This is a genomic window from Streptomyces sp. NBC_01717 (assembly GCF_036248255.1).
Lineage (GTDB): Bacteria > Actinomycetota > Actinomycetes > Streptomycetales > Streptomycetaceae > Streptomyces.
Map to the genome: position 1 here is coordinate 1 of NZ_CP109178.1, position 25,657 is coordinate 25,657.

Consider the following 25,657-nt stretch of genomic DNA (forward strand, 5'->3'; position numbering starts at 1 on the left):
AGAGAATGTCGAAGGTGTTGGAGACGGCGGTGTCGCGCTGGTCGTCGTCGAGGAAGACCTGCGCGTAGAAGAGGTAGTCGTTGTCCACGATCTCGCGGAACGCACGGTGGTCCAGGGGTGGCACCTGAGACGTTGTCACCGAGGCCTTGTCGCTGCACCGTTCAATCCAGTCGCTCGACTTCTGGGCCTCGAACGCTGCCTGCCGCCACAGCCGGTACAGGGGCCATCCGGGCATCTGTAGCTGGAGGGCCAGGCTGAGGATGATCTCCCATCGCGGGTAGAGCCCGGTTCCTCGTAGCAGCTCGGAGAGCTTCGACTTGGCGAGCGGGACCCTGGTGCTGAGGTCGCTGAGGGTCAGTCCGCTCGTCAGGTAGCTGTAGCGCAGCTGCTCCAGCCAGGCGCGGTGGATGTTGCCCACGCCGTCGGCGATCGGTCCGAGTTTGCGCCCGGGCCGCAGGGGCGCCGGCTTGGCGGGAGGTGCCGGCGGCTCGATGGGGGTCGTCACGGGGCGCTGCCCTCCTTGTCGGGCACCGCGTCCACGCCGTTCTTCGAGGGCGGCCCGGCCTGGGCACGGGTGGCGCGAATGATCTGCTGCACGACGAGCCCGAGCACGGGGGCCAGGGCGGCGATCGCGGCGGCCTGGCCCATCGCCGTCATCACGAGGCTCCAGGCGAGAACCGTCGCCGTGATGATCACTATCTGCTTGAGTCCCATGCGCAACTCCTTGGTGTCGGCCTGGTGCTCCATGGCCCATCCGGAAGCCGTGGAGCTCCCCGGGTCGCGGGTGCCGAATCCGCTCCCCGGGGAAGGGCAACCAGCTTGAACCGAACGAGAGTTGTTACGCCACGTGATCACGGAATCACGGAACAATGACAGTCGCAGATCGCACCCTGGGCGCACGGAGATGACCGATCCGGTTCGGAGAAAGCGCAACCGCAGCGCCTACGGGTAGAAGTTCCGGGTTTTCCTTGCAATCCCCCGGCAGACCCCCGTCAATGGACGCATGACACCTTCGGTGTCGGCCTTCCCATCCGGAAGGGCTCGCTCCCGTGCCGAGAATGATGGGGAGCGAGCGTGACCGCTCTCGCCTGGCCGGTGTTGGAGGCCAGGCGAGAGCGGACCAGTCCCCACGCGAGGACGACACGACCGTAGCTGAGGGCACTGACACTCAGCCCCGCCCGGCACCGACCTGCCGGTCCAGCGCGTAGGCGGCCCGCTCCCCCGGCGGGTGCCCCTGACCACGAACGGCGCCGAGGCCAGCTCCTCCACCCCACGCGAAGGCCCAGGGCCCCGACCGCTGCCACAACTCATGGGGCGTGGCCGGAGCGTTGCGCCCCGACCACGCCCTCAGCTGGTGGTTGTCTTACGGGTGGCCCGCAGGCGTGCGGTAAGGATCGGATCCGCAGTATCGGGCGGATCAGCGTTGGTCGCCCTCACCTGCTCCGGCACTCCCCCGGCCGGGCCGTAGGGATCGTCACGTACCACGGCGGCGCGCAGGGCGGCCAGTACCGATGCGCGGGAGGGATGGCCCGGGGTGGCAGCGGTACCGGTGATGACCTTGGTGGCGGTGTCGATGAACCAGGTGATCCATGGGCGCACCAGGTCGCCGTCGGCGTCGACCAGCAGCGGGGCCTGGACGTGGTCGCTCTCCCAGGCGTAGTTACGCCATGACGCCGGCCGCTTGCCGAACACGTCGTGGGCGCGTGCTGCCTCTGGTCCGGTGGTGTGCCCGGCGCGCTCTCCTGCGGTCAGGTCCCGGCGCAGCGTGCGCAGGAACGTCGACAGAGACGGGACCGGATCCAGCAGCGGCACCTGCGACAGGGCTGCCCCACCTGGAACAGCCACGAGGTTCGGTGGGACAGGCTGGGCAGTGCCGGACGCTTGCGCGCGCATGCTCCCGGCTTCGGCCTCTGCGCGCTCCATGAGCTGGCGGTGGACTGCGGAGGCGTTGCCGTGCCGCCCACCTACGCCGCCCGCCTCTTCGAAGCCCGCGATCACGCGCCCGACCAGCAGCTGCAGGAGATCGCCGCCGAAGGACTCCAAGAGACGTACTTCAAGGACGGCGGCCGCCGTGCCGCCGGGCTCCTGGTTGAGTACACCGACCTGGAACACATCGAGTTCGACCTGTAAGGCCACGAGCTCCACTGCTGTGCGGGTTCGAGAGGAGTCGCCTGGTACCCCGCTTGGCCTTTCATGTTGCGCGCTTCGAACGATGCCCGGGACGACGGACGATGTTGGATCGTCGCGCCGTCCCGCTGACGGGCAAAGTTGCTCCGCTTTGTGACACTGGCCTCGCCGTGTCAGCGGCTAGCGGAAACCGGCCACTTGGTGGACGGTGATCCAAGGAGCGCCCGGGTGAGCAGGCCGCCACTCACTCCCAGGACGACGGCAGCGGCGGTCCACCAGGGGTGCCAGTCAGCAATCCCGAGGGCGTGGTCGACCGACCAGCGGCCAGGTCCGGTGAGGGACAGCACGGCGGGGATGACCACCAGGACGAGGGGGTACTCGTAGCCGTCGTTCTGCACCCACAGACCATTGCGCCGCTTGACGGTGATAGCCACGGTCATCACGCCGATGGCGGTGGCGGCCGCCATCGGCGTGAGCCCTCCAGCGGCCAGGAACAGACCCGATCCGATCTGCCCGAGTCCCGCGGCGGCCGCCGTGAGGCGGCCGCCGCGGAACCCATCCGCGCGGAATTCGGCAGCGCCACCCTCGATGCCGTGGCCTCCGAGACGGAAGCTCACCTTCTGGAGGCCGTGACCTGCGATGAGCAGCCCGATCACGAGTCGGAGAACGAGCAGTCCTGCATCCATTACGCGGTTCCTGACTTTTCCTGGTGGTGTGCCGAGTGGTTGATCTGATGCCGTCAGAGCACGAAGCAGGCGTCGAATATCTCCGGCGCCGTCTCGGGCACGTATCCGCGTGCGGCGCGCCACTGACGGTGCTGCTCGGATTCGGCGACGGCCTGGCCGAGCAGGTCGGCCTGGCGGGCGCCGGAGATGCTGGGCTTGACGGTGGCCTGGTAGCCGCCGAAGTGCGCGACCGGGCTCCACAGCGGGCTGACCGACCCGATGGGCTCATCCAGGCCCTCGTATGCGCCGGCGGCGTAGACGATCCGGCCACCGACGACGGTCAGCAGCGACTCGATGTGCGGGATGTCCTGCTCGGGAACGGAGAGGAAGTCGTCCGACAGGATCGCCAGGTCCCCGTAGTAGCCGGGGGCGAGGATGCCCTTGACGTCTTCCTCGCCGGTCAGACTGGCACCGGCCTGGGTATACATGGCCAGTGCGGTTTCGCGGCTGACCCGGTTCTCGGGCGGGTAGATCGCCAGATCGCCCACGGTGCGACCGGAAACAAGCCAGTGCAGGGCCACCCACGGGTTGTAGGAGGACACGCGGGTGGCGTCGGTGCCTGCCCCGACGGTCAGGCCACGGTCGAGCATCGCACGGATCGGCGGGGCCTCGGCCGCCGCGCCCGCACCGTAGCGGCGGACGAACGCCTCACCCTGGAAGGACATCCGGTTCTGCACGGACAGGGCGCCACCGAGGGCGGCGATTCGGTCCAGGCTGTCGCGGGAGACGGTCTCGGCATGGTCGAACAGCCACCGGTTGCCGGCCGGGAACAGGCCATCGGAGGCGAGCTTCTCGAAGACCGCCAGATCGCGGCGGATCGTCTCGTCGTAGGTGGCGTGCAGCCTAAAGCCCCAGCCGTTCTCCATGAGCAGGCGCACGGCCTGCTCGAACTCGTCCTCGTACTCGCCCAGTTGCGGGCGAGGCTCGGCGAAGTTCTCGAAGTCCGCAGCGGCCCAGGTGAGATTCTCGCCCGCGCCGTTCAGGCGCAGCCATTCGTCGCCGTCGCCGGGGCGGACCGTCTCGATCCAGCGCTTGAGGTCGGCGATCTCCTGGCCGCCCGTCTGCGGGAAGAGGTGGTACGCGATCCGCAGCGACAACTGGCCTTCCTTGGCCAGGTCGATGACGGTGCCGTAGTTGTCGGGGAAGTTCTGGAACCCGCCCGCCGCATCGATCGCCGAGGTCAGACCGAACCGGTTGAGCTCGCGCAGGTAGTGGCGCGTGGACGTCTTCAGGTCCTCGCCCTGCAGGGTGGGAGCCTTGGCCAGCGTCGAGTAGAGAATCAAGGCGCCGGGGGCAGCCAGCAGCATGCCGGTGGGCTCACCGTCGTTCCCGCGCACGATCTGCCCGCCGCGCGGGTCGGGAGTGTCCTTGGTGAAGCCGGCCGCCTGCACCGCGGCCCGGTTCATGATGGCCGACTGGTAAAGGTTCAGCACGAACACCGGAGTGTCCGGAGCGGCGGCATTGAGCTCCGAAACGGTGGGCAGCCGCTTCTCGGCGAACTGATCCGCCGAGAAACCGCCGACCACACGCACCCACTGGCCCTTGGGGGTACGGGCGGCCTGCTCACGCAGCATCGCCAGGCCCTGTCGCAGCGTCGGGACCCCGTCCCAGCGCAGCTCGAGCACGTAGTTCAGTCCGCCACGGATGACGTGCAGGTGGGAGTCGTTCAGACCCGGAATCACCCGGCGGCCCAGCGCGTCCACCACTCGGGTCTGCGCGCCGACCGTGGGCACGACATCGGTGTCGTCGCCGACCACCACGACCCGCCCGTCCTTGATGGCCACCGCGCTGGCCTGCGGGCGGCGCGGATCACCGGTGTAGAGCTTGGCGTTGCGCACCACCACGTCGGCGACGACATGGTTCGGGGCGTGTTCGGCGGCGGGAACAATCCCGCCGACAGGCATCGTAGGCATGTGGTCAAACTCCAAAGATTGTTGGGGTATGGCGTGCTGTCAGGCGCCGGCTACGGCCGACGGCCGCGCGAAGATCGCGGCTCCCGTCGCCCCGGCAGTGGCGGCGAGCAGCGGCCAGCCCAGCCCGTGGTGCAGCACCAGCCAGGCCCCGAGCAGGGCGCCGGCCAGCAGCGTGAGGACCGAGACAAGGCGGCGCCCGAAACCCGGGTTCGAGCCGCCGGCAAGGGAGGAGTCGGCGGCCAGACCTGTCAGCGTCAGGGTCAGCACCGTGGTGGTCATGTCCCGCACCGCGAGACTGCGCACCGTGCCGTTGCGCAGCCCCATCGCCAGCCCCGTGAGCGTGATCAGCACGTATATGGCGGTGCCGGGAGCGGCGAAAGCGACGGAGGTGGCCGCGGCGAGCAGCACCGCCTCCGTACCGAAAGCGGTACGCACCCACCGGCCGCGTCGACGGTTGCGGAAGAAGAGCGCGAGGCGTCCCGCGCCGACCGCTCCGGCCAGGAACGCGGCCAGGGCCACCAGGGAAGCGAGCACGGAGAACCCGGGCGTGCCGGCCGCGGCGAAGCCGAGGATGGCCACGTTGCCGGTCATGTTCGCGGTAAAGACATGTCCCATGCCCAGATAGCTGATCGCGTCCATGAGACCGGTGACGAAGGTCAGCATCGTGAGCGCCACCGGGAGCATGTCCATGCGTACCGGCGGACCTGCCGCCCTGCGGCTCCCGGGGTAACTGCCGATCACAACGCCTCCTGACGTAGTGCATTACGGATCAGGCGAAATTGGTGCTTTCGCCTGAGTGCCACGGATTGGTTACCGGGGCGGGCGGAGGTCCCTCTCCTCACCCGCCCCGGTGATCTGGGGGGCCAACAGCCCGACGACAAGGTCAGCCCGCATGTGGGCACCGATAGCCGATCGGTGCTGCGCCGGTTGCCTCATGTACCGGGGCGGGCAGGGGTCCCTCTCCTCACCCACCCCGGTGATCCGGGGGGCCAACAGACCGACGACAAGGTCAGCCCGCATGTGGGTCCGACAGCCGATTGGTGCTGCGCCGGTTGCCTCGTGCACCGGGGACAGTGAGGGTCCCTCTCCTCACCGCCCCCGGTGATCAGGGGGGCCAACAGTCCGACGACAAGGTCAGCCCGCCGCGTGGGCACCGACGGCCGACTGGTGCTGCGCCGGTTGCCTCGTGTACCGGGGACAGTGAGGCGTCCCTCCTCAACCGTCCCCGGTAGTCTGCGGGGCCCGATGTCCGGCGGCAGGGTCAGCCCGCCGCGTGGGCACCGACGGCCGACTGGTGCTGCGCCGGTTGCCTCGTGTACCGGGGACAGTGAGGCGTCCCTCCTCAACCGTCCCCGGTAGTCTGCGGGGCCCGATGTCCGGCAGCAGGGTCAGCCCGCCGCGTGGGCACCGATGATGGACTGGGCGTAGACAACACCGAGGCCGTAAGCGCCGCCGTGCTCCTTGACGAGTTCCGTCACGGGGACGTACGTCTCCCCGCGGGCCCAGTCACGCTGCAGCTCGAGCAGCACCTGGATCCAGGTGACCGGCACAGCGCCGGCCTGGACCATACGCAAAATGGCGTGCTCGTGAGCCTGAGGGCTGACACCGCCCGAAGCGTCCGTCACGACGTAGACCTCGTAGCCCTGGCCAAGCGCGGACAGCGCCGGCAGGACCAGGCAGACCTCGGTCCACAGACCGGAGAGGATGATCTTCTTCCGGCCGGTCGCCTTGATCGCATCGACCACAGCCTGGTCTTCCCAGGCATTCATCGTGGTCCGGTCAATGATCTCCTGCCCAGGGAAGACCTCCGCGAGCTGCGGCAGGATCGGACCGGAGAACGACTCCGCGGCAACCGTCGTCAGAACAGTCGGCACGTTGAAAACCCTGGCGGTCTTACCGAGACCCACAGTGGCATTGACGATCGACTGACGGTCACCACTCCCCACACCGAAAAACATCTGCGGCTGATGATCCACGAACAGCATCACCGCGTTCTCAGGAGTCAGCAGATCCGGACTCGGAGCAGCCTTGACATGGTTAAACATGGTTTTGCCTTTCATGGGTGCAGCAGAGATCTGCCCGAAATATCGGGTCGCTGCGAAGATTTGATGGACCGCACCGGACCCTGGGGCCGGGCCGATCCCTTACAGCCGGGTGCGTGACGAAGCTACGACCCCCGGACTGCCTCATGCTTCGATCAAGTGGCTTAATTCGTGTTCCGGAAGTCTTCCGGGTGCGTGACGAAGCTACGACCCCCGGACTGCCTCATGCTTCGATCAAGTGGCTTAATTCGTGGTGGCAGCGGCGGGCGCGTGCTTGGTGGCGGCGACGCCAGTGGGACCACGTCATCGCGTGGTCGCGCTCCGGAGCACCGTGGCGGGGTCCAACTGCCAGCAGACGTCGAATCTCGGCCGGTGTGAGGTCCAAGAGGTCGGGAGTGTCCCGCCCAGCGCCCCGAGGCTGCTATATCGCGTCAAGCCGCATGGACGAGGTTCTCGGAGTTCGTGCCGGTCTCTCGGTCGGAGTGTTCGAGGATCTTGAAGAGTTGACGGCAGATTGTTCGCTTGAGGCAGCGTTGCGCATCGCGGGAGGTCTTACCCTCGGCGACTCTGCGGGCGACGTACGCCTTCGTGGTCGGGTCGAGTCGCATTCGGATCAGCGAGATGGTGTGCAGAGCCCGGTTGAGCTGCCGGTCGCCGCTGCGGTTGAGTCGATGCCGGTTGATCAACCCTGACGAGGCGGGTATCGGCGAGACGCCAGCGAAGGAGGCGAAGGCGGCCTCTGATCGGAACCTGCCCGGGTGGGACCAGCTGACCAGGATCTGAGTAGCGGTAATCGACCCGACGCCGAGCAGGTCCAGAAGTTCGGGCGCCACCTCGCGGACCAGGAGGAGCATCTCGCCCTCGAGCTCTTTCGCTTCGGCCTGCAGGGCCTGGATGCGCTGGGCGGTAGATCGTAGGGCCCGCACGGTCATGCGACGCTCGATGTCCTATGCCGGGCGGTCTCGTAACTGAGCACAGCGTGCGATCAGGACCGGCCGCTTGAGTTTCCGCAGCTCCACGCGGAGATCGTCCGGTGCGGACACGATCAGCGATTTGAGCTGGTTGATCGCGGCGGTGGAAGCGAGTACAGCTCCGTGACGGGTGGCGAGCAGGACACGCAGGGCTTCGCGCTCGCCGCGGAGCCGAGGCTGGATCAGATGCTCGCTGACCAGAGCTTCCTTGGCCGCGCGGATCGCATCGATCATGTCGGTCTTGCGCCCGCCACGGACGGCTGGGCGCTTTGGCCGGCAGACTTCCACGACTCGCTCGCCGGCCTGGTTGAGGAAGGCGGCCAGGCCAGCGCCGTAGCTGCCGATGCCCTCCAGGGCCCAGCAGCGGCGGCCGGGAACGTGCTGGCGGGCGAAGTCCAGCAAGCGCCGGTAGCCGCGGGCGTTGGCGGGGGCGTCAGTGCTGGACACGACCGCGCCAATGGGGCTGACGGCTGCGGCAGCGAGGGTGTCGCGGTGGGTGTCGACGCCGATGACGCCGTCGACCTGTTCTGCGAGCATGGTCACGCGGTTGTTCTCCTTATGAGTGGGACGACCGTGTCGGGGTCGGCCTGGGTGGAGTCACCGCGTGGCAGAACTGTGATGAGTCACGTCGAAATGGCGGACAAGCTGCTGATCAAGCCAACGGGGTGGGCCAGGCCGACGTCGACGTCCGGCAGACATCTCGGGGGCACGACAAGCCCTGACGAGCCGTCAGTTACCTTGTGAGTCATGCCGGAACGTCGACGCCGATCCTGACAGCAGCCCAACCCGGGCCGCAGCTCTACTCTCACAGTTACCTTCTTCGTGGCCTCGCAGTGAGGCTCCCGGCCTCCGGCCCCGGTATGACTTGAGCCCCCAGTCGAGATGATCGAAAAGGTGGTGTCGCCGGGTGCCGGAGGCATTGGCAGACCGCTGATTAGAGGCACGAGCGCCCCTTGGGCAGTCTCTTCGTAACGTGGATGTCGGCACGCTGATGCCGCAGGTGAGGCCGGGGAGAACGCGAGCACGGGAGCGAAGGGCATGACGGACGAGACTGGCATCGATGTCTATCTGGGCCTGGACGTCGGCAAGGGCGATCACCACGCCACCGCCGTGAGCCGGGCGGGGAAGAAGGTATTCGACAAGCCGCTGCCCAACAGCGAACCGAAGCTGCGGGAACTGTTCGACAAGCTCCGGGCCAAGCACGGAACGGTACTGATGGTCGTCGACCAGCCGGCTTCCATCGGAGCCCTGCCGCTGGCGGTCGCCCGGGATGCGGGATGCCAGGTCGCCTACCTGCCCGGACTGACGATGCGGCGGATCGCCGATCTTTACCCCGGTGAGGCCAAAACCGATGCCCGCGACGCGTTCATCATCGCGGACGCTGCCAGAGCGATGCCCCACACCCTGAGGACGATCGATCCCGCTGACGAGACCGTTGCCGAGCTCGCGATGATCGCCGGGTTCGACGACGACCTTGCGGGTGAGTCCACCCGGATCGCTAACCGGCTCCGCGGCCTGCTCACCCAGATCCACCCGTCCCTGGACCGGGTCTTGGGCCCGCGCATCCAGCATCCGGCAGTGCTCAGACTGCTGGACCAGTTCGGCTCACCCGCCCAGATCCGCAAAGCCGGACACCGTCGCCTCGTGACCTTGATACGTCCCAAGGCGCCGCGGATGGCTGAGCGGCTGGTCCAGGACATCTTCACCACACTCGACGAACAGACCGTGACCGTGCCGGGCACCGATGCTGCCGCGCTGATCGTCCCCAGCCTCGCCAGCTCGCTCCAGTCCGTTCTTGACCAGCGCAAACTCCTCGCCACCCGGATCGAGCAACTCCTGGAGGCCCACCCTCTTTCCCAGGTCCTGATCTCGATGCCCGGCATCGGGATCAGGACCGCGGCCCGCATCCTCATCGACGTCGGAGACGGCAGCGGCTTCGCCACCGCAGGCCACCTCGCCGCCTACGCCGGCCTCGCACCCGTGACCCGGAACTCCGGCTCCTCCATCCGTGGCGAACACCCCTCCAGGCGCGGCAACAAACAACTCAAACGAGCCTTCTACCTCGCCGCGTTCGCCTCACTCTCACAACCCGAGTCACGCGCCTACTACGACCGCAAACGCCGCGAGGGAAAACACCACATCGCCGCCCTCATCGCACTCGCCCGACGCCGCATCGACGTCCTCTTCGCCATGCTCCGCGACAGCACCTTCTACCAACCGCCCACACCGGCTACGGCTTGACGAAAGCCATAGAGGCACCTTTTCCCGTTCCTGGCTGGCCAGGATGGCGAGGAAGGCATGCGCGAGCATCGCAAGTGTGATGTGCCGATACCAACCCACGTAACGGCGGACTTCGTACTGGTCCAGGCCGCATTCGTTCTTCGCGCTCTGGAAGCATTCCTCGACCTTCCAGCGGCAGCCGGCGATGCGCACGAGGTCGGCGACGGTGGCTTGCAGGGGTGCGCTGGCGAGGTAGTAGGCGATCTCGTCGGGCTTGGCGATGCTGCGGCGGGCCAGCATCCAGCGTTGCCGGGTGGGTTCGTCGCCGTCGAACTCTCACACGGCCGGCAGGCGGGCTGCGGCCCAGTCGTAGAAGCGCTCGCCCTTCGCGCCGCTTCCCGCGGACAGCCGCTGCCATGCTTCGGGCGGGGCCTGGCCACCGGGACTACGCCGTTCACGGCCTGAAGCGTCTGGAGGATCAGCTCCGCCCGGGCCGTGGTCTTCGACGGCGCGATCAGGCTGCTGGACACCGCGACGACATTCAGGGGCGCGGTCATGCCGTCGCTTCCTCTCCGCTGAGGGAGGCGGTCTCCTTATGCGGTCATGCCGGAAGAGTTCGTACTGCGCCAGGATCTTGTCGATGATTTCCTGGGTACTCCCCGGGGAAGAACACGCCGGCCGCCGTAGACCTGCGCCTCGTACGTCATCTTCGGCATGGGGACGCACTGGCCCCTGTCATGGTGGTTGGCTATCTAGATCGCCTGGAAGTAGGGGTACGAGACCCCGGCGGCTTCCTGGTGGGTGGCGGAAGCCCGGCCCCGACAGCCAGCTCGAACCGGCCGCCGGACATCACATCCAGGCTCGCTGCCATCTTCGCCATCACCGCTGGAGGAGGCAGGGGCAGACTCGACACATCAGGGCACATCCGCACACGCTCGGTACGGGCCAGCACGGTCGCCATCAGCGCCCAGGCGTCACGAAACTTCGCGTGATACGGGCGGTCTTGGACGCCGAGGGGACCCAGGCCCGCTGTATCGGTCACCTTCGTGATCTCCGGGAGCGCGGGAATCCTGCAGGCCTCGGCCGTCGGGGAAAATCCGAACTGCAGAGGGCGCCCGTAGCCAGTCACAGCTCACGGTCGCTGCAGTTCTGCGAGCAGTCCGGAACCCACCGCCTTGCGGCGGGCCCCGCGCGCCGCTCAGCTCCGCCCCCGGAGGTCGGCTCCGGTCAGATCGCAGCCCGCCAGGTAGACCCCTCGCAGGGAGGCGCCGCTCGGGGTGCCCTGCGAAATGTGCACCGCGTGAACCACAACTGTTGCAGGCGCACTGATGCGAGATGGCCACCGTCGAGGGATTCCCGTTGGAGCGCCGCATATCGACGGCGGGACGCGAGGTCTTCCTTGGCCGTCACCACTTTGTCCATGGCGGACATCGTGTCTGCCATGGCAGATGGCTGGCGTCGGCAATTGCGGGCGTCGGCGCCAGCCGGCCCGGGAAGGATGTGCAGGAGCGGGCACGTGGGCCTGGCGGGGTCAGTCCGTGTTGTGGGCCCCGTTTGGCGAGCTCGGGGCCAGCGACACGTGCCGCGGCATGCGGGTGCCGGTGGGTCGGAAGGCGCCGTGGCAGCCCCTTGGCCGGCGTGAACGGCCGAGGGAGTCTCTGCGGGTGCGTGAAGCAAAGGGAATTGCAGGGATGAAGGGGGGGCTCGGCGGTATGAACGCCCCTTGTACTCGTCCCGGACCCGGTGGTGAGGTCCATCGTGGCACCGGATTGACTCGGTCTGGTCAGTGCCCCGGTGTCAACGGTCGTTGCCGTCGTTCGTCTGCTGGGTGGCCGGGTTGTGGTGCAGGGTCCATTCGATTTGGTCGTTGACCCAGCGCCGGCGGGCGTCTTCGTTCGTCCTGTGGGTGGCCGGGTTGTGGTGCAGGGTCCATTCGATTTGGTCGTTGACCCAGCGCCGGCGGGCGTCTTCGTTCGTCCTGTGGGTGGCCGGGTTGTGGTGCAGGGTCCATTCGATTTGGTCGTTGACCCAGCGCCGGCGGGCGTCTTCGTCGTTGTTGGCCCGTCCTGCGTCCCGGCTGCGGCTGTCGTCATGGGTGTCGAGGAGCTGCACGTGGTGGGAAACGATGGCTGTCCGGCCGTCGGTGGGGTGGGCCGCTGCTGAGGCGGGGCCCCCCGTTGTGAGGAGTCCAGTTGCTGCGATGGTCACAGAGGCGGCCGCGAGAGCGGCGCGTCGCGCAATCCTGAAAGCCATGATCTTTCTCCTTGCTTGCCGCGTGACCTGCAGAACAGGCCGCGAGGGCTTGCCTTTGATGAGGCACTGACGACAGTACTCCGAAGTGGTTGAACGGTGAACTACTTGGAGGGTGAGGTGCGCCATGTCCCGGAGAGTCGTTGCGTCGGAATGTTTCCGGTAGCTCCATCGGTTGCCTGCCGCTCGGGGCCGGGCAGTTGGCGGAGCGGCTCCTTCTTCTGTGCGTCGGCGCTGACGACCGGCTCGCGGTCGGCTCGGCGCTGTGTGACCTGCTCGTCGATGGAGCGGAGCTCGGCGTTGCGGTCCGGGTGCTGCTGGCCTTCCAGGGTCCTAGCCGGGCCTGAGGCTGAAGCCTTTAACCCCTTCACCGGCTGACCGTCGGGACGCGCGGCTCCGGCGGATCGGTTCCTCGGCGGGCTTGCGGCCCCCGCCCCGCTCACCGCGGCGGCATGAGCAGCGGTTTGTGCGTCGCCGCGCCCCAGCAGCCGCTCCCCGGCCTCGCCGGCGCCGGCCGATGCTGCCGCTCGTTGCGAGGGCGGCAGCACAACGCCGCCAAGCGCGGGGCCGGTTGACCGCACATTCCTCCGGGTCGCCATGCTGGATCGACGACGGCCGCGACCGGAGGCGATGCCTTGTTTCCCTGCGGCTGCGGTGGAGGGTGCAGGTCTGCATGACCGGCTGCGGCCGGGCGTCGTTCACGGACCCACCCGCCCGGCCGGGCACGTCACAGTGCGACCCGGGAGCCCTTGGCCGTCAGGGCGTGCCGGTCGCCCCGGTCCATGACTCCTGGGGCCCCTGCGCGGGTCAAGGGGTCGGCGTGAGGGCGCCGGTGGGGCGGGATACGGGGTGGCTGACCTACTCCGACGCCAGGTGCTTCTGCGGCCCTGATCTGGAAGTCCGGCGTGGCCGAAGGCCGCGCGGACCGGTGAAACCACAGTCGGCGCGTGTCAGCGCGTGTCTGTGCGGTCGAGGTCGGCCAGCAGTCTTTCCGCGTCGGTCATGAGTGAGCCGTAGACGTGCCAGGCGCCCGGTTTGGTGAGGGTGCCCCGGGCGATCATGTCGGTCATGGTGTCGTGCCAGACCAGTGTGCCGTCGATCGCTCCGCGCAGGCGTTCGCGAGGGGATGTGTCCGGTGAGCTGGTTGCCGGGGTGGGTTCGGCGAATGTCCGGACGGCTGCTCCTGCCAGCTGGAGGGTCTCGGCGTACTGGTCGAGGAACTGGTGCCCCAGGTGGTGATCGGCGTGGTTGTCGTGCGCGTTGTCGGCGAGGGTCCGTGCGATTCCGCGCACCTGGAGCGACACGCCGCGCAGGGCCCTGAACGTGTCGTCGTCGTTGAAGGCCGTCTCCTTGCGCCGCGTGTGCGCGACACAGCGTGTGTTCCACCGCAGGCTCTCGTTGGCCTGCCGCACCTGTTCCTCTGCACGGGTGAGGCGGTCGTCCAGGCTGCGCGCCTGGTGCAGCCAGGTGTGGGCCTTCGAGGTGAGCTGTCGCCGGGAGAGGCCGGTGCCCATGTCGTGCAGCAGTGTGCCCATGGAGCGGGCGAGGTCGCGTACGGCGGAATCGGACTCGTTCAGGTAGAGCGGTGGCAGTACGAGGGCGTTCACCGCGATGCCCACGGCCGCGCCGGTGAGTGTCTGGAGTGCGGGGGATATGAGACTGCCCATGGGATCGGCTGTGGTGGCGGCCAGTGCGATGACTGCGGTGGAGGCGATCTGGAGTCGGTCCTCAGCGGTGCGGCGGGGGCCTGCCAGGACCGCGATGACCGCGATGACCGCGACGGCACCCGCGGTCGGTCCCAGCAGTCGGGCTGCCGCGAGGGCGAGGACCAGCCCGGCGACCCTGGCCACTACATTTTGTGCTGCTTTGGTCACGGACTGGTAGACCGTGGACGCGTTGACCATGAGCAGAGCCGTGGCGACTGCCATGTAGGGCCGGCCCCCGGTGGACCAAGGGGCCACGATGCCCCAGGTGAGCAGTGCCGCGATGAGGGTTTTGGCGCCATGCACCACATGGTCCGCCTGCTTGGTGCGGAGCCGGCCGACGAGGCGGGGTATCGGCCCTGGCATCGTCACGGGCGCGCGTTCCGGGTGAATGGTTGAATCTTGCACGATATTGATGATGGCATCGTTTGTCCGTTTTGACCTGGTGACGTCGGCCACGGAAGCCCGCGGTGCCCGGTGCACCGTCTTCACTGCTGTCGCGTCGGCCTGTCACCGTCGGCGTCGGGAGGGCAAGGGGCTCGGGTGTGTGCCGAAGAAGGAGCCTCCAGGGATCCCGAAATGGTTCAGGTTGCTCCATCCAGGAACTGGGCGAGGTGGGTTTCGAGGTCCAGTGCCTCGGTTTCCCTGGCGGCGGACACGAGCTGGTACGTGCAGTGCAGCCACCGCTCGATCGCCGGGAGCGGGGCCGTGAGGTGGGCGGATCCGTGGGGGGAGGACAGCAGGAGGTGCAGGAGCGCCTCGGGGCCGAACCCGTCGGGCCAGACCTGCACGTCGCCGTCCCCGCTGAGGGTCCGGGTCCCTGCGGCGAGAAGGTCGCGCGCGAAGACCCACGGGACCAGGCCCTGGAGGCCGTCCTGGAAGAGGAGCTGAACGGCGAGCGGGTCCTGTGACCTGTAGAGCAGGTGGGTCGGCACGAGGATCCGCTCACCCAGAGGGGACGCGAGCTCCATGTCGAGCATGTGATCTACGCAACTGGTCATGGTTCGGAGTGCGTTGGGGCCGGGGACGCCGGGCCCGGGCGGTAGAGCGGTGCCCGGACCCGGCGCTCGCCATGGTCCGTGCAGTCAGCGGAAGATGCCGTAGTCGAAGCCGTGCGCGTTGCCGATCACGACGACCCATATGCCGCGCTCCCACCGGTAGAAGCGGTGGTTGTCGAAGCGGTAACGGTGACCGTGGTCGTTGCTGTACCAGTACCGGCCCTGCCGCTCCCAGCGGCGGTGGCCGTCCCAGCGCCAGTCGCCGCGGCGGTCGTCCCGGTCGCTCCAGCGGTGGCCGTCTCCGTCTCGGCCGCCCCAGCTGTCGCGGTGGTCGTTCCGGTCGCCACGGTGATCGCCGTACGTCGATGCGCCCTGGGTGTGGGAGGCGACCGCGGCATGGCCGGCCGCAGGATTCGGAGCTGCCGAGGCAGCGCCGCCTGCTGCCAGCAGGGTGCCGGCTATGGCGGCGAAAGCGACGGCCGCGGTGGCGGCGCGACGCCCGAAGGTGTGATTCATGATCTTTCTCCTTGCTCGGTGCCGGAGCCCTGTGGGTGGGGCCCTGGCGGCGCCCCGGGGTGGCGGGGCAGGAGCGACGCTACTCCCAAACAAGTTGAACGTTAAACGTTACGTCTGTGACATATTTCATCACCTTCAAGATCTGGTTTTCCGGCTCCGGGGACGTCGTGGCGAAGCCGGCTGCCGTCGCCCGCGGCGCTCTTGCTTCCGCATCGCCCGCGCTCACAAGCCGGCCGCGGAACAGCCGGCAAGCGGCGTCGTCCGCCCTGTCATCTGGTTCGGCCGTTCCGGGCGCCGCTCGTCGGCGACAAACGCATCGATGCCGATCTGTCGGCCAGGACAGTCAGGTCATCTGCGAAGAAAACTCCCGAAGTTGTGGACCCTGGCCGCACTGCCCTTGACGACTTTCAGGGCGCGGAATTCTTCCACCGGACCGCTATTTCGCTTCGGGGCCCCGGTGTTCCGCTGCGCGGTCCCGGAGTGGAGGGTCTGACGCAACGTCGATATCCCGGCTCACGAACCCGGCGCATTAGCTGTGCCCGTCGCGCAGGCGTTCCACTCGGTGGACGATGGTTCGACGGGTGTAGGCAGCCCTGAGGAAGTAGCCGCGGGGCGAATGACGGTAGTGCGGTGGTCCGGGCGGGGTGTCATGGGGTTGGTGGTGGCGCGAGGTGCTCCCTAGGTGGAGCGTGCGGGGTTGAGGTGTCGCGGAGTCGGCTCAGGTGTTCAGCCGCGGGTTGCGGACGTACGGATGCGACGAGCGTCGTGGATGACCTCGAACATTGGGACCACGTCCTCCATTCTGGCCGCGCCGCCCGCCGTTGCGCAGGAGCTGCTGAACTCGGCCAGGGCACTCGACGTCGTCCCCCACCCCCCGGTGCAGGCCCGGCGCCGCAGCTGCCCGCAGCCCGATGACGTGGCTGGCCACGTAGGGGCCTCCTACGCAGCGGTCGACGGTCGTGCGGTGATCAGCGGTTGCCGTCGGGAGTGGCAGTGCCAAGACCCGCCGGAGACCGGCCCGCAGTCGGCACATTCGCTTGCCCCGGCGTTGTGCGCGCCGCCCATCCGACTCCCGCGCCGTCTGTACGGCACGGCGCCGAGTTGGGAGCATGACGGGATATGCCCGGCAGGTGAGGGGTGGTTGCGTGGGGGCGGACGAGATCAGGTCTCAGGGCTTCAACCTGAATGAGCTGTTCCGTGATGTGACCTATGAGATCGACTACTACCAGCGTGACTACACCTGGGGCGAGGAAGAAGTCCGCACCCTGTTGAGGGACTTGTGCGACTCGTTCCGGAACTGGTCGGGCGACTCCGCGTACCGGCGCCGCCCGCACACTGCGCCGCAGTACTTCCTCGGCCCCTTCGTCTACCACGAGCCGTCGAGGAACTGCCGCTACCTCGTCGACGGCCAGCAGCGGTTCGTCACCCTGCACGTGCTCTCCCTGCAGCTGAGGCTGTGGGCCCAGGAAGCCGGAGATCCGCAAACGGTCGACCAGCTCAACCGTGTGATCACGACCGACGGGAAGCACTTCTGCGTCGGCATCACCGACCACGACCCCGTCCTGCGGGCCATCAGCGAGGGTCGCAAATACGAGACTGGGGCAGGGGACTCCCTCTCCCGCCGCAACCTGTGGGCACGCAGCCAGCAGATCGAATCCCAGCTCGCGGAAGAACTCGACGCGGAGGAACTCCACCACTTCACCGAGTGGCTCCTGAAACGGGTGGTCCTGGTCGGCATCCGCGCGGCCGGCCCCGACCACGGATACCGCATGTTCGAGACGATGAACGACCGCGGCGCCCGCCTCACCGCCGTCGACCTTCTCAAGAGCCACTTGCTGTCCAACGTCGGCGCGGGGGAGGAACAGCTCAACACCCAGTGGCAGGAGATGCTGCGGGAACTGTCCACCGACCGCGACGACCCCCAGGCAGCGTCGCGCTTCATCAAGGCCTACCTCCTCGCCCGCTGCGCACGCGAGGGCCACGCTGAGGACCGCCGCCAGATCACCACCAACCTCAACGTGTGGGTGCGCCACAACGCCACGCACCTTGGTCTGACCGCGGGACGCCCCGACCCCTTCCTCAAGTTCGTGCAGGACCTGCTGAAGTCGGCCCGCCTGTACCGACCCATCCTTGCTGCCACCCGCACGCTGAAGAAGGACGGCGACCGCCTGGAGACGGTGCTCTTCAACGAACGCAACGGACTCGGCATCCAATCCGTCGCCGTCCTCGCGGCCATCGACCCCGATGACCAGCCCACCGACGCCAAGGACAAAGCCCGTCTCGTCGCCTCCTACATCGACCGCTGGTACGCCCTGCGGATCCTGCAGGACCTGCCCGTCCAGTCCGCCGACGCCGACGCCCTGGTCCACACCGAGCTCGTCCCCCTCCTGCGCGGATGCCGCACCGTCGCCGACGTCGCCTCCATGCTGGGGGACCTCGTCCGCCGCGACGGGAACCCGGTGCGCGAAGCGGTCACCCTGGGACTGCGCGGCAACAACGCCCACCAGATCCGCTATCTTCTCGCCCGCGCCACCGCCTACACCGACGAGGCCTGTAAGAGACCCTCCGACATCCTCGCCTACCTCGACCGCGACCAGTTCCACATCGAACACCTGTGGGCCAACCACCACCACCGGGTGGCCGGAGACATCCCCGACCCGGTCGTCTTCCGCAGCCGCCGCAACCAGCTCGGCGGCCTCGGCCTGCTGAGGGGCCGCGAGAACTCCAGCATCAACGACCTGCCCTTCCACGACAAAACCCGCCTCTACGCCCGCGGCAACGTCCTGCTGGGCGTCATGGCCCCCGAGTACGACCGCCGCCACCCCGAGCTGCGCGACTTCATCAAGACACACCAGCTCGACAAACACCTGCGGGCCTTTGGGGCGAGAGAGACCATGACCACGGTCATCGCAACCCGGCAGGAGCTGTATCTGCGTCTGTTCGAACACATCTGGAACCCCGAACGCCTGGGCCTGCCCGGCGCCGTAGCCGCACCTCCAGCAGGCGGCTCCGGCCGGCCGCCCGCCCGCCCCCGCCAGGCCGCCTCGCGGCGCAAACCGGCTTCGGGCCGACGCACGGACGTGGCCAAGATGATCGACGCCCAGATCCTGAAAGCCGGCACCCGGATCGTGCTCACCTACCGCGCCACCGAGCACTGGGCCACCATCGACGCGAACGGCGGCATCATCCTCACCGCGACCGGAGGCACCCCCTACGGCCGGGTCGACGAGGCCGGAGCCGTCGCCCGCGGCACCAAGACCTGCCAGGGCATGAACGAATGGCACGTCGAAGACGAGAGCGGAGTTCGTGTCAGCCTGCGCACTGTCCGTGACCGTGCAGCGGCGGCTGGCGCCCTGTAGCCGGTCAGGCGGCTCTGTCGGAGGCCGCCCCCGGCCCTGGCGGTAGGACAACACTGTAAGGGGAGGCGGAATGGCGCACGACGCCGTCCACGAACTGCGGGTCGGTGGACAGCCTGTACCAGCCGTCCAGGAAACGGCCGCTCTCCGGCCGCAGGTGCGCCTCGATCGGCGCCACGGTGTGGCCGAGCCCCACCGCGCACGCCATGGTCGGCGTCACGTGCCAGGCCGGTCCCTGCGACCGGTTGCCCTTCGGCGTGAACGGCGACGGCAGCCGCTCGTCCGTCTCCACGTGCGAGAAGTCCACCAGCCACGAGCCGTGCACCTTCGGGTCGAACACCGGGCTCTCGACGTAGACCGGTACACCGAGGCCGACGATCGTGCCGTTCGCGGCCGCGGCGAAGGCCATGTTCACGTCGATGCTCACCAGGTAGCGCTTGAGGCACTCGTCATCGGTGAGCGTGCGAGCCCAGTCGTACGCTTCCTCCACCAGGACCTCGTCCGGGGCCTCGATGGACAGGTACGACGCGACGTCGCCCGCTCGGACCACACGGGCCCGGGTGCGCTGATAGCCGGTTGTCTTCATACCGCCCCCTTGATCGTCGTGCCTGCTCACCTACTGTCGCCCACGGCCGCGCGTCAATGAGGATGAGATCGTGGGCCCGTCGGCCGAGGTCCGGATGCGGGTCCCGAGCGCCGAGCCAGCCCAGAACGCACAAAAGCGGGCCCACGCTCCCCCACGGACCGTGGGCCCGCGCCAACAGGTGCCCTCGGATCAGCGCAAGACCGGATCGGAGCGGCTCCCAACCATCAACGGCTCCGTACGGGACAGTGAGGCGAGGTCTCTCCATCCCTCCTTGGAGAAGCTGAGTCGAAGCCCTCGGAGACGGCCGTCACATCCCTCCGAGGGCTTCGTGGTGCCCCGTTCTAGCCGACTCGTCAAGGGCCGTCCCCGAGCGATCGAATGCCTGGACCGTCCCCGCTCCTCCTGCAGGCATGTAACGGCAGGGCTGGCGTACCGGTGGAGCAGCGGACCGTCGAAGTCATCAATCCGCGTGTCTCGATGTTCGGGTCGGGCTGCCTGGTCGCGCCCGGAGCCGTGCTGACCGCGCACCATGTCGCCTGCCCGGGTGGGGACATGCAGCCCGTCACCGTCCGGGACAAGGCCGGCCGGATAGCGGAGGCCGAGGTCGTCTGGGCGGATGCGGCATTGGACGTCGTCCTGCTGGTGACGGACCGGTCCGTGGTCGGCACGGGCCTCGCTGTCGCCCGCTGGGGAGAGCTGACCTGCAATTACCCGGCCGCGCGTCCGATGTGCACGATGGCCGGCTTCCCGCGGGCCATGCGCCGGAAGCTGCCCGATGCCCCTCAGACGTTCGTCCCCGATGTGAAAACCGTTGATGGGCACATGAAGCCCGCCACGGGATCCCGCGGAGGGCACTACGGCTTCGAACTGAGCGATGCGTCCACCGGCTCAGCCGAACTGTGGCGGGGCATGTCCGGGGCCGGAGCGTTCTGCCACGACATGCTCGTGGGAGTCGCGACCTTCGCCTCGGACCACTGGCAGGGCGGCCTGCTGTACGTGATGCCGGCCGCCCGGCTGTTCGCCTCACCCGGCTTCACCGACGCGATCACCTCCGTGACGGGAATGGCGCCACAACTACAGCCCGCCGAGCTGAGTGTGCTGTTCACCGACGTGCCCGACCCGCAACTCTCCTCCCCCTACCTGCTCCACGCACGCTCGGCCGTCGTCCCCTTGTCTGGCATGACCGGACAGCTCGACACGCTCGACGCATGGTGCCGCACCAGCCGCTCCACGGACATCACCGCTATCACCGGCATGGGCGGCATCGGCAAGACCCGCCTGATGACCGAGTTGCTCCACTCCTGGCCCAGACCCGACCGGAGCGGCAGGGGCATGACCACCGCCTTCTTCGCAATGTGGATGTGGCGATCGGTACCGTGGGACGGCCGGGTGACAACGACCGGAGGACGCACATGATCGACACCAGCAGACGAGTCGGCTGCGGGCCAACCAGGTGACGCACACGCCGCCCGCTCGCGCGTCGCAGCCCAGGCACCCCACCCGGCAAGGAGAGTGAGTCCGCAGCGCCCAGGCCGACCCTGTATGGCGCCAGCTCCCTGAAGCTCCCGGAACGGCGCCGTGTCACCGCCCGCCGGAGAGCCACGGTACCCACGACCGGCAGGCGGGCGACCTTCGCCAGCCGCACCGCCGACCGGCCGTGGTGACTCCTTGAGAAACCCACCACGGTTCGGGTCCATGCCTCGACAGCGAGTCCCACTCACCACGCCCATCCGCAGATGACCGGCGTGGAGTTCCTGGCGGTGGCAACGGCGGCGCGTTCTCGTTGATCGGACTCGTCCCAGGGGGCTTCACCGGGGCGTTGCGTTCTGGCGCAGCATAAGGGCCGGCAAGCGCTCTGTGACGGTCCCAGGGCCCACGTAGAACGGCTGGAAGAAGGGACGGAGGTGAAGCCCGGCGTGCGGGCAGCGCCTCAAGAACTCGGAGGCAGAGCGAGCGTGACCTCGCCCAGCAGTGGTCTTGGGAGTGAGGACGCCCTCTCCGCGGCCGATAGCACGATCGATTTTTTTGATCTCTGCCCATGTAAAGCCGAGCCGGCGGTACTTGTTCCGCTGCTTCGGCCGCATGTGCTGGATGTCCTCCTTCGAGGCTGTAGTCATACCCGGATGCCACGAACGGGCCGAACCGCTAGTCATCTTGGGCATCAGGTCCATCCTTCACCCAGACCGGCTGTGCGTTGTCCGCGTGGTGTTCCCGATCCCGCGATCGAAGCGGGGCATCCGTCGGGGGGATCAGCGCCGTGGCAGGCTGCTCGGGTGGTGGAACCTGAACTACCCTGTGCCGCAACTTGAGCAACGCAGGCTCGTGGCCGGCCACGCTCTGCAACCGAATGTAGGCGGGGACCTCACCAGCCCAGCCTTCCTTGCCCGCTTGGTCTCGCGAGACTCCTTCGGCATCTGCGTAGCGTAGGCCGATCCAGCCGCTCGCGAAACGGTCTTATGGCGTCGGGCGGAACTTTGGGGGCCGCCCTCCGAGCGCCCCCAACCGAGCAGTGCACGCCCAAAGGTGACACCGCCCGCAGAACTCGCTTTGGGGCGCCGTTCACACGGCGGCGCTGGATCAGGCGTTGAGGTCCAATACGCGGACGAGCTCGCCCTGCCACCGCTTCGGGGCGGTGGTGGCGATGATCGCTCCGTCGGGGCGGTCGGGTGTGGGCTGCGCTGCGTACTGGCTGTGGGCCGCAGCCCATGTTTCCTGCCGGGCGAGGGCCAGTGCCGCGGCCAGATCCAGGTCCAGGACGGTGATACCCGGCAGTGCGGCAAGGTGCTCGGCTGTGCCTGGTCGTGCGCGGTCGGCTTCGACGAGCGCACACGCCGGGGCGTACAGGAACCAGCCAGATTCGGCGTGGGCCCGGTGGATGAGACGGGACGCGAGGACGTTGCCCTGACCGGCCGCAGCCATCGCCGTTTCGTCCAGGACAATATGCATGGCGTCGGTCACCGGCTCGTCACCTGGGCCAGGCGCCGGTCCAGCTCGCTGTCCAGGTCGTCCTGCTCGGCCGGGGTGGGGGCGTAGCCGTTCCACTCTTTCAGTGCGGCGAGGGCCTTGTCGGCACGCTCGGCACGCTCGGCCGGGGTGAGCATCGTCTCGGCCAGACGAGCCAGATAGGCGCGCAGCGACAGCCCCTCAGCGGCTGCGATCGCGGCGAGCCGGTGCTTGGCCTCTTCGGGGATACGGACATTGGCATCGGACATGGTCGTGCTCCTTCCCATTCCTCCAGCGTACGGGTACGTACCCGTACCCGTCACGCCGGTGTGGGTGACCGCTACCTGCCGAACGGGTGAAGATGCGGCCGGCACCGCCCAGCCTGTGGCGGACGATGAAGCAACGGCTGACGAAACGCTGCTCGTCGGTCCGCGTCATCCGCGACCTACTGCCTTCGGACTCACCATCGAGAGCCTGCGCAACTGCGTCGACCGCACCGTGAGCACCCTGGACAGCGAGCTCGCCGACCTCCACCACGAGCACACCAGCATCCGCCTGGCGCTGCTGAGCCGCTTCGACGGCCTGGACCACAACCACATCTGACCCCCAGCGAAACGGCCTCGGTGCTCGCTCGGCAGAGGCGAACAAGAAAGCAGCCTCGCCGACGGGGGCGGCGAGGCTGCAGCCAGTGCGGCAGGAGCAGCCCATCGTTGTGCCCGATTCGCCGCGCAGAGTGGAGCGGCGGCGAAGCGCGCCAGCAGCGGCCGGACGTCGCCAGGGACGCGTCCGGTCGAGAAGCTGGCGGAGGCCGATCGACAGTCACGCCGGGGTTGGAGCTCGAAGGAGAGGACCGAGCAGCGAGGAAGGGACGGCAGCTCGAGCAGGCCGCGCCGGGCCGTCAGACAACAAAGCCTCTTCCTCCGTCTAACGCGGAGAAAGACACCTCATGCAGTTAAGCCGTCAAGCCGAGGGCGGCGACCGCGCCCGTTCCGTACCCGGAATCGAGGCCGGATCGGGGCTTACGTAAGCTCTCGATCACAGAGACGGGGGGTGCCAGATGCGGTGGAAGCGACGCCACGACAAGAGCCCAGCAACGGAGCGGGAGCCGGAGCCATTGAATGAGCCCGGCCTGCTGACGCCGAAGCAGCGGGTCCGGGCCGTAGTCGATGCAATCACCGACGGCACCACAGCCCGCCCCGACCAGCTTCAAAGCCTGCCAGCCGAGGTCGTCCTGGCTGTCGAGCGTGATCAACAAGCGCCGATGGCAGACGCCTACCGAGAGTTCCTTTCCCTGATCGGCGGTGGCGCCGGGCGCTTCATGCAGGGGGAGGACGTCTACCACCCCCGCGTCCTTGGCCTGGGGACGGCTGCCCGCGAGCTGCTCGAAGAGAACGAATCACCCTTCCTCTTCGAGCCCACCGACCGCGTCTTCTCCATGCACCAGGGCTATCAGTTCGACTTCATGCGAGGCACCGGACCTGATCCCGAGGTCTGGTCATACTCCGAAGGCGAGCACGCAGACGTTCCCGTCCGCAGTTACGCGTCCTTCACCGACTGGCTCCGTGCGACCGCCGAAGCAGAGATACCGGCCTGGAAGCACCACGTCGAGACAGTGCGCGAGGAGATCAACGCCGACGGCAGTGTCACGTTGCACTGGTAGGCAATCCCAGGGGTCAGCTGCTCGTCATTTCCTTGCCCAGGATGACGGGAAAGGCGATGGATTCGTCGAAGGAGACACGGGCCTGGAGGCAGTGGTGAAGCTGGCCGAGCATCCGGTTGAACAAGTGCCGCAGAGCCTGCATGTGCCAGTCTCCTCCCGCCCGGCGGCGCCGGTAGTGTGAGTCCGCACCGGATGAACCGCTGAGAGAAGCGAAGGCCCACAGGTGGCCGACGTGGTTGAGCCGGTTGTTCTTGACGAACCGGCGCCCAACGTAGCGGCGTTTGCCGGAGGCTCGCGTGATCGGAGCCGATCCGGCGTAAGCCTTCAGCCCTCCAGCCGTGGCGAACCGGCTCCTGTCGTCGCCGATCTCGCCCAGGATGCGGGCACCGACCTGGGGGCCGATCCCCGGGAAGCTCAGCATGATCTCCGCGTCCGGGTGTGTTCGGAAGGCTTCCTCTGTGGCCTGCGCCAGGTCATCGACCGCCTGGCAGGCGGCGTCCAGCTGCAGCAGCAGGGCCAGTGCCTGCTTGCCCATGGCGTCCTCGACGAGGGGCAGCTGCCGTGGGGCTTCCTGGCGGAAGAGCTGCTGGATTCGTTCGGCGTCCGTTTCGATGCCTCGGCGGCGGCCGGCTCGCCGGAGCATGGCGGTCAGCTTCCACATCTGCAGCTTGGCCGCCAGGGCAGGCGTGGGCGCGACGGCGAGGATGCGGCGGGCATCGGGGCGGGTCAGTGTTCCAGGCTTGTCCCGGAACGCCTCGATCATCGCCGGGAAGTACTCCCTGAGCAGGGACCGGAGCTGGTTGGCGACCTGCTGGCGGTTCCAGACCGCGTCCTGCTGTGCGCGTGCCAGGACCGCGACGGCTTGGGCCAGGTCGGTGTCGGCGGGCAGCGGGCGGTGCACCGGCGCGTCGGTGCGGATGATGTTCGCGAGCACCAGGGCGTCGCCCGGGTCGGACTTCTTGCGGCTGACTCCGTGCCGGTCGCGGTAGCGGGAGGCGGCCATCGGGTTGACCGCGTAGATCTGGCGGGGGCCCTGCCTCAGCGTGGCAACCAGCAGGCCGCGGCTGGTCTCGATGGCCACCGGGATCGGCGTCTCCGCGGTGTCGCCGTGTTCCGCCAGCAGGTCGAGCAGCAGCCGGTAGCCGTCCAGGTCGTCGTTGATGCGGCACTTGGCCAGCAGCTTGCCGGTGTCGTCGACGAGCGCGACGTCGTGGTGTCCCTCCGCCCAGTCGATCCCGCAGAACACGTCCATGGATCCCGCCCCTTCTCCGGTGCCGTTCTCGAAGACGAGCACGCGGGGCCGCACGGCGCACTAATTCCAGGGCTCCAAGGCCCGCCACCTCATCAGCCGTGCGCGGCGCCGCAAGGCCGCACGGGCGCACGCCGTGTCCAGAGCTCGAAGCTCGTGAGGAGAAACGCGTCACCGTGCGGCAGCTCATCCAACGAGGATCCCGAACCTGACGGGTCCGCGGGGGCAGAACGTGCGAGGACCGGCCGGCACCCAGCGCCACCAGTCTTTACAAAGACCTCGCACGGTCGGAGGTGTCGTAGGGGTCACCACGGCACCGACCGGACCACACACGTCCTGCCCTGGGCTGGACAACGCCGCCCCGGGCCCCTCAGAGATCCAGAACCTCTAATTACTAA

The 25,657-nt window shown here is 68.1% G+C and carries 22 protein-coding genes and 5 pseudogenes; 6 read left to right on the forward strand and 21 right to left on the reverse strand.

What is annotated here, in order from left to right; genetic code table 11:
* The 3 genes and pseudogenes from OHB49_RS00005 to OHB49_RS00015 all read right to left on the reverse strand — a co-directional run.
* Positions 1–505 (reverse strand): annotated as a pseudogene (locus OHB49_RS00005) (sigma-70 family RNA polymerase sigma factor); the annotation flags it as partial.
* Positions 502–747 (reverse strand): hypothetical protein, encoded by a 246-nt coding sequence (locus OHB49_RS00010; protein ID WP_329156832.1) that lies wholly within the window; start codon positions 745–747, stop codon positions 502–504. The pseudogene OHB49_RS00005 and the gene OHB49_RS00010, both read right to left, overlap by 4 nt.
* A 600-nt stretch (positions 748–1,347) precedes the next feature.
* On the reverse strand, positions 1,348–1,845 hold the full coding sequence (locus OHB49_RS00015; RefSeq protein WP_329156834.1) for a hypothetical protein: 498 nt from the start codon (positions 1,843–1,845) through the stop codon (positions 1,348–1,350).
* A 102-nt stretch (positions 1,846–1,947) separates the two neighbouring features.
* Here OHB49_RS00015 and OHB49_RS00020 point away from each other — a divergent pair.
* Positions 1,948–2,130 (forward strand): annotated as a pseudogene (locus OHB49_RS00020) (telomere-protecting terminal protein Tpg); the annotation flags it as partial.
* A gap of 170 nt (positions 2,131–2,300) precedes the next feature.
* Here OHB49_RS00020 and OHB49_RS00025 read toward each other — a convergent pair.
* The 6 genes from OHB49_RS00025 to OHB49_RS00050 all read right to left on the reverse strand — a co-directional run bounded on the left by OHB49_RS00025 (position 2,301) and on the right by OHB49_RS00050 (position 8,315).
* Positions 2,301–2,813 carry a DoxX family protein gene (locus OHB49_RS00025; RefSeq protein ID WP_329156836.1) on the reverse strand — a complete coding sequence of 171 codons (513 nt, stop codon included), beginning with the start codon at positions 2,811–2,813 and terminating at the stop codon, positions 2,301–2,303.
* 53 nt (positions 2,814–2,866) lie between these two features.
* Positions 2,867–4,765 (reverse strand): amidohydrolase, encoded by a 1,899-nt coding sequence (locus OHB49_RS00030; protein WP_329156838.1) that lies wholly within the window; start codon positions 4,763–4,765, stop codon positions 2,867–2,869.
* Positions 4,766–4,804: 39 nt separating this feature from the next.
* The gene (locus OHB49_RS00035) at positions 4,805–5,455 is read right to left on the reverse strand and encodes a YoaK family protein (protein ID WP_329156840.1); all 651 of its coding nucleotides are present in this window, start codon (positions 5,453–5,455) and stop codon (positions 4,805–4,807) included.
* A 698-nt stretch (positions 5,456–6,153) separates the two neighbouring features.
* The gene (locus OHB49_RS00040) at positions 6,154–6,825 is read right to left on the reverse strand and encodes a hydrolase (protein WP_443079459.1); all 672 of its coding nucleotides are present in this window, start codon (positions 6,823–6,825) and stop codon (positions 6,154–6,156) included.
* A 413-nt stretch (positions 6,826–7,238) separates the two neighbouring features.
* Positions 7,239–7,739 (reverse strand): transposase, encoded by a 501-nt coding sequence (locus OHB49_RS00045; RefSeq protein ID WP_329156842.1) that lies wholly within the window; start codon positions 7,737–7,739, stop codon positions 7,239–7,241.
* Positions 7,740–7,754: 15 nt separating this feature from the next.
* A complete protein-coding gene (locus OHB49_RS00050; protein ID WP_329166278.1) occupies positions 7,755–8,315 on the reverse strand; it encodes an IS110 family transposase in 561 nt (186 codons plus the stop codon).
* Between the two features lie 501 nt (positions 8,316–8,816).
* On the opposite strand from OHB49_RS00050, the gene OHB49_RS00055 reads away from it, so the two are divergent.
* Positions 8,817–10,019: an IS110 family transposase gene (locus OHB49_RS00055; protein ID WP_329156844.1), complete on the forward strand. Its 1,203-nt coding sequence runs from the start codon at positions 8,817–8,819 to the stop codon at positions 10,017–10,019.
* 39 nt (positions 10,020–10,058) lie between these two features.
* Here the strand turns inward: OHB49_RS00055 and OHB49_RS00060 are convergent.
* The 8 genes and pseudogenes from OHB49_RS00060 to OHB49_RS00095 form a co-directional block, all read right to left on the reverse strand.
* A pseudogene (locus OHB49_RS00060) lies at positions 10,059–10,424 on the reverse strand (IS701 family transposase); the annotation flags it as partial.
* Between the two features lie 322 nt (positions 10,425–10,746).
* Positions 10,747–11,127 carry an LLM class flavin-dependent oxidoreductase gene (locus OHB49_RS00065; protein WP_329156846.1) on the reverse strand — a complete coding sequence of 127 codons (381 nt, stop codon included), beginning with the start codon at positions 11,125–11,127 and terminating at the stop codon, positions 10,747–10,749.
* A 69-nt stretch (positions 11,128–11,196) separates the two neighbouring features.
* On the reverse strand, positions 11,197–11,514 hold the full coding sequence (locus tag OHB49_RS00070; RefSeq protein ID WP_329156848.1) for a pentapeptide repeat-containing protein: 318 nt from the start codon (positions 11,512–11,514) through the stop codon (positions 11,197–11,199).
* A 281-nt stretch (positions 11,515–11,795) separates the two neighbouring features.
* Complete coding sequence (locus tag OHB49_RS00075; RefSeq protein WP_329156850.1) at positions 11,796–12,251, reverse strand: hypothetical protein; 456 nt, start codon at positions 12,249–12,251, stop codon at positions 11,796–11,798.
* A gap of 176 nt (positions 12,252–12,427) precedes the next feature.
* A pseudogene (locus OHB49_RS00080) lies at positions 12,428–12,586 on the reverse strand (ISAzo13-like element transposase-related protein); the annotation flags it as partial.
* Between the two features lie 612 nt (positions 12,587–13,198).
* Positions 13,199–14,359 carry an aromatic acid exporter family protein gene (locus OHB49_RS00085; protein ID WP_329156852.1) on the reverse strand — a complete coding sequence of 387 codons (1,161 nt, stop codon included), beginning with the start codon at positions 14,357–14,359 and terminating at the stop codon, positions 13,199–13,201.
* A 176-nt stretch (positions 14,360–14,535) separates the two neighbouring features.
* Positions 14,536–14,952, reverse strand: a complete 417-nt coding sequence (locus OHB49_RS00090) for an SsgA family sporulation/cell division regulator (protein ID WP_329156854.1) — start codon at positions 14,950–14,952, stop codon at positions 14,536–14,538.
* 84 nt (positions 14,953–15,036) lie between these two features.
* Entirely contained in the window at positions 15,037–15,465 is a 429-nt protein-coding gene (locus tag OHB49_RS00095) for a hypothetical protein (protein ID WP_329156855.1), read from the reverse strand.
* Between the two features lie 1,109 nt (positions 15,466–16,574).
* Here OHB49_RS00095 and OHB49_RS00100 point away from each other — a divergent pair.
* Positions 16,575–18,824, forward strand: a complete 2,250-nt coding sequence (locus OHB49_RS00100) for a DUF262 domain-containing protein (protein WP_329156856.1) — start codon at positions 16,575–16,577, stop codon at positions 18,822–18,824.
* A gap of 100 nt (positions 18,825–18,924) precedes the next feature.
* On the opposite strand, the pseudogene OHB49_RS00105 reads toward OHB49_RS00100, so the two are convergent.
* Positions 18,925–19,326: pseudogene (locus OHB49_RS00105) on the reverse strand (telomere-associated protein Tap); the annotation flags it as partial.
* A 516-nt stretch (positions 19,327–19,842) separates the two neighbouring features.
* On the opposite strand from OHB49_RS00105, the gene OHB49_RS00110 reads away from it, so the two are divergent.
* On the forward strand, positions 19,843–20,823 hold the full coding sequence (locus OHB49_RS00110) for a S1 family peptidase (RefSeq protein WP_329156858.1): 981 nt from the start codon (positions 19,843–19,845) through the stop codon (positions 20,821–20,823).
* 1,161 nt (positions 20,824–21,984) lie between these two features.
* On the opposite strand, the gene OHB49_RS00115 is transcribed toward OHB49_RS00110, so the two are convergent.
* Entirely contained in the window at positions 21,985–22,353 is a 369-nt protein-coding gene (locus OHB49_RS00115; protein ID WP_329166279.1) for a hypothetical protein, read from the reverse strand.
* An 8-nt stretch (positions 22,354–22,361) separates the two neighbouring features.
* Positions 22,362–22,619: a hypothetical protein gene (locus tag OHB49_RS00120; protein ID WP_329156860.1), complete on the reverse strand. Its 258-nt coding sequence runs from the start codon at positions 22,617–22,619 to the stop codon at positions 22,362–22,364.
* Positions 22,620–22,734: 115 nt separating this feature from the next.
* Between OHB49_RS00120 and OHB49_RS00125 the strand changes: the two genes are divergently transcribed.
* The gene (locus OHB49_RS00125) at positions 22,735–22,953 is read left to right on the forward strand and encodes a hypothetical protein (protein WP_329156861.1); all 219 of its coding nucleotides are present in this window, start codon (positions 22,735–22,737) and stop codon (positions 22,951–22,953) included.
* Between the two features lie 511 nt (positions 22,954–23,464).
* Positions 23,465–24,010 carry an SMI1/KNR4 family protein gene (locus OHB49_RS00130; protein ID WP_329156862.1) on the forward strand — a complete coding sequence of 182 codons (546 nt, stop codon included), beginning with the start codon at positions 23,465–23,467 and terminating at the stop codon, positions 24,008–24,010.
* A 13-nt stretch (positions 24,011–24,023) separates the two neighbouring features.
* Here the strand turns inward: OHB49_RS00130 and OHB49_RS00135 are convergent, their stop codons facing one another.
* Positions 24,024–25,262 carry an IS110 family transposase gene (locus OHB49_RS00135; protein ID WP_329156864.1) on the reverse strand — a complete coding sequence of 413 codons (1,239 nt, stop codon included), beginning with the start codon at positions 25,260–25,262 and terminating at the stop codon, positions 24,024–24,026.
* Positions 25,263–25,657: the final 395 nt, after the last annotated feature.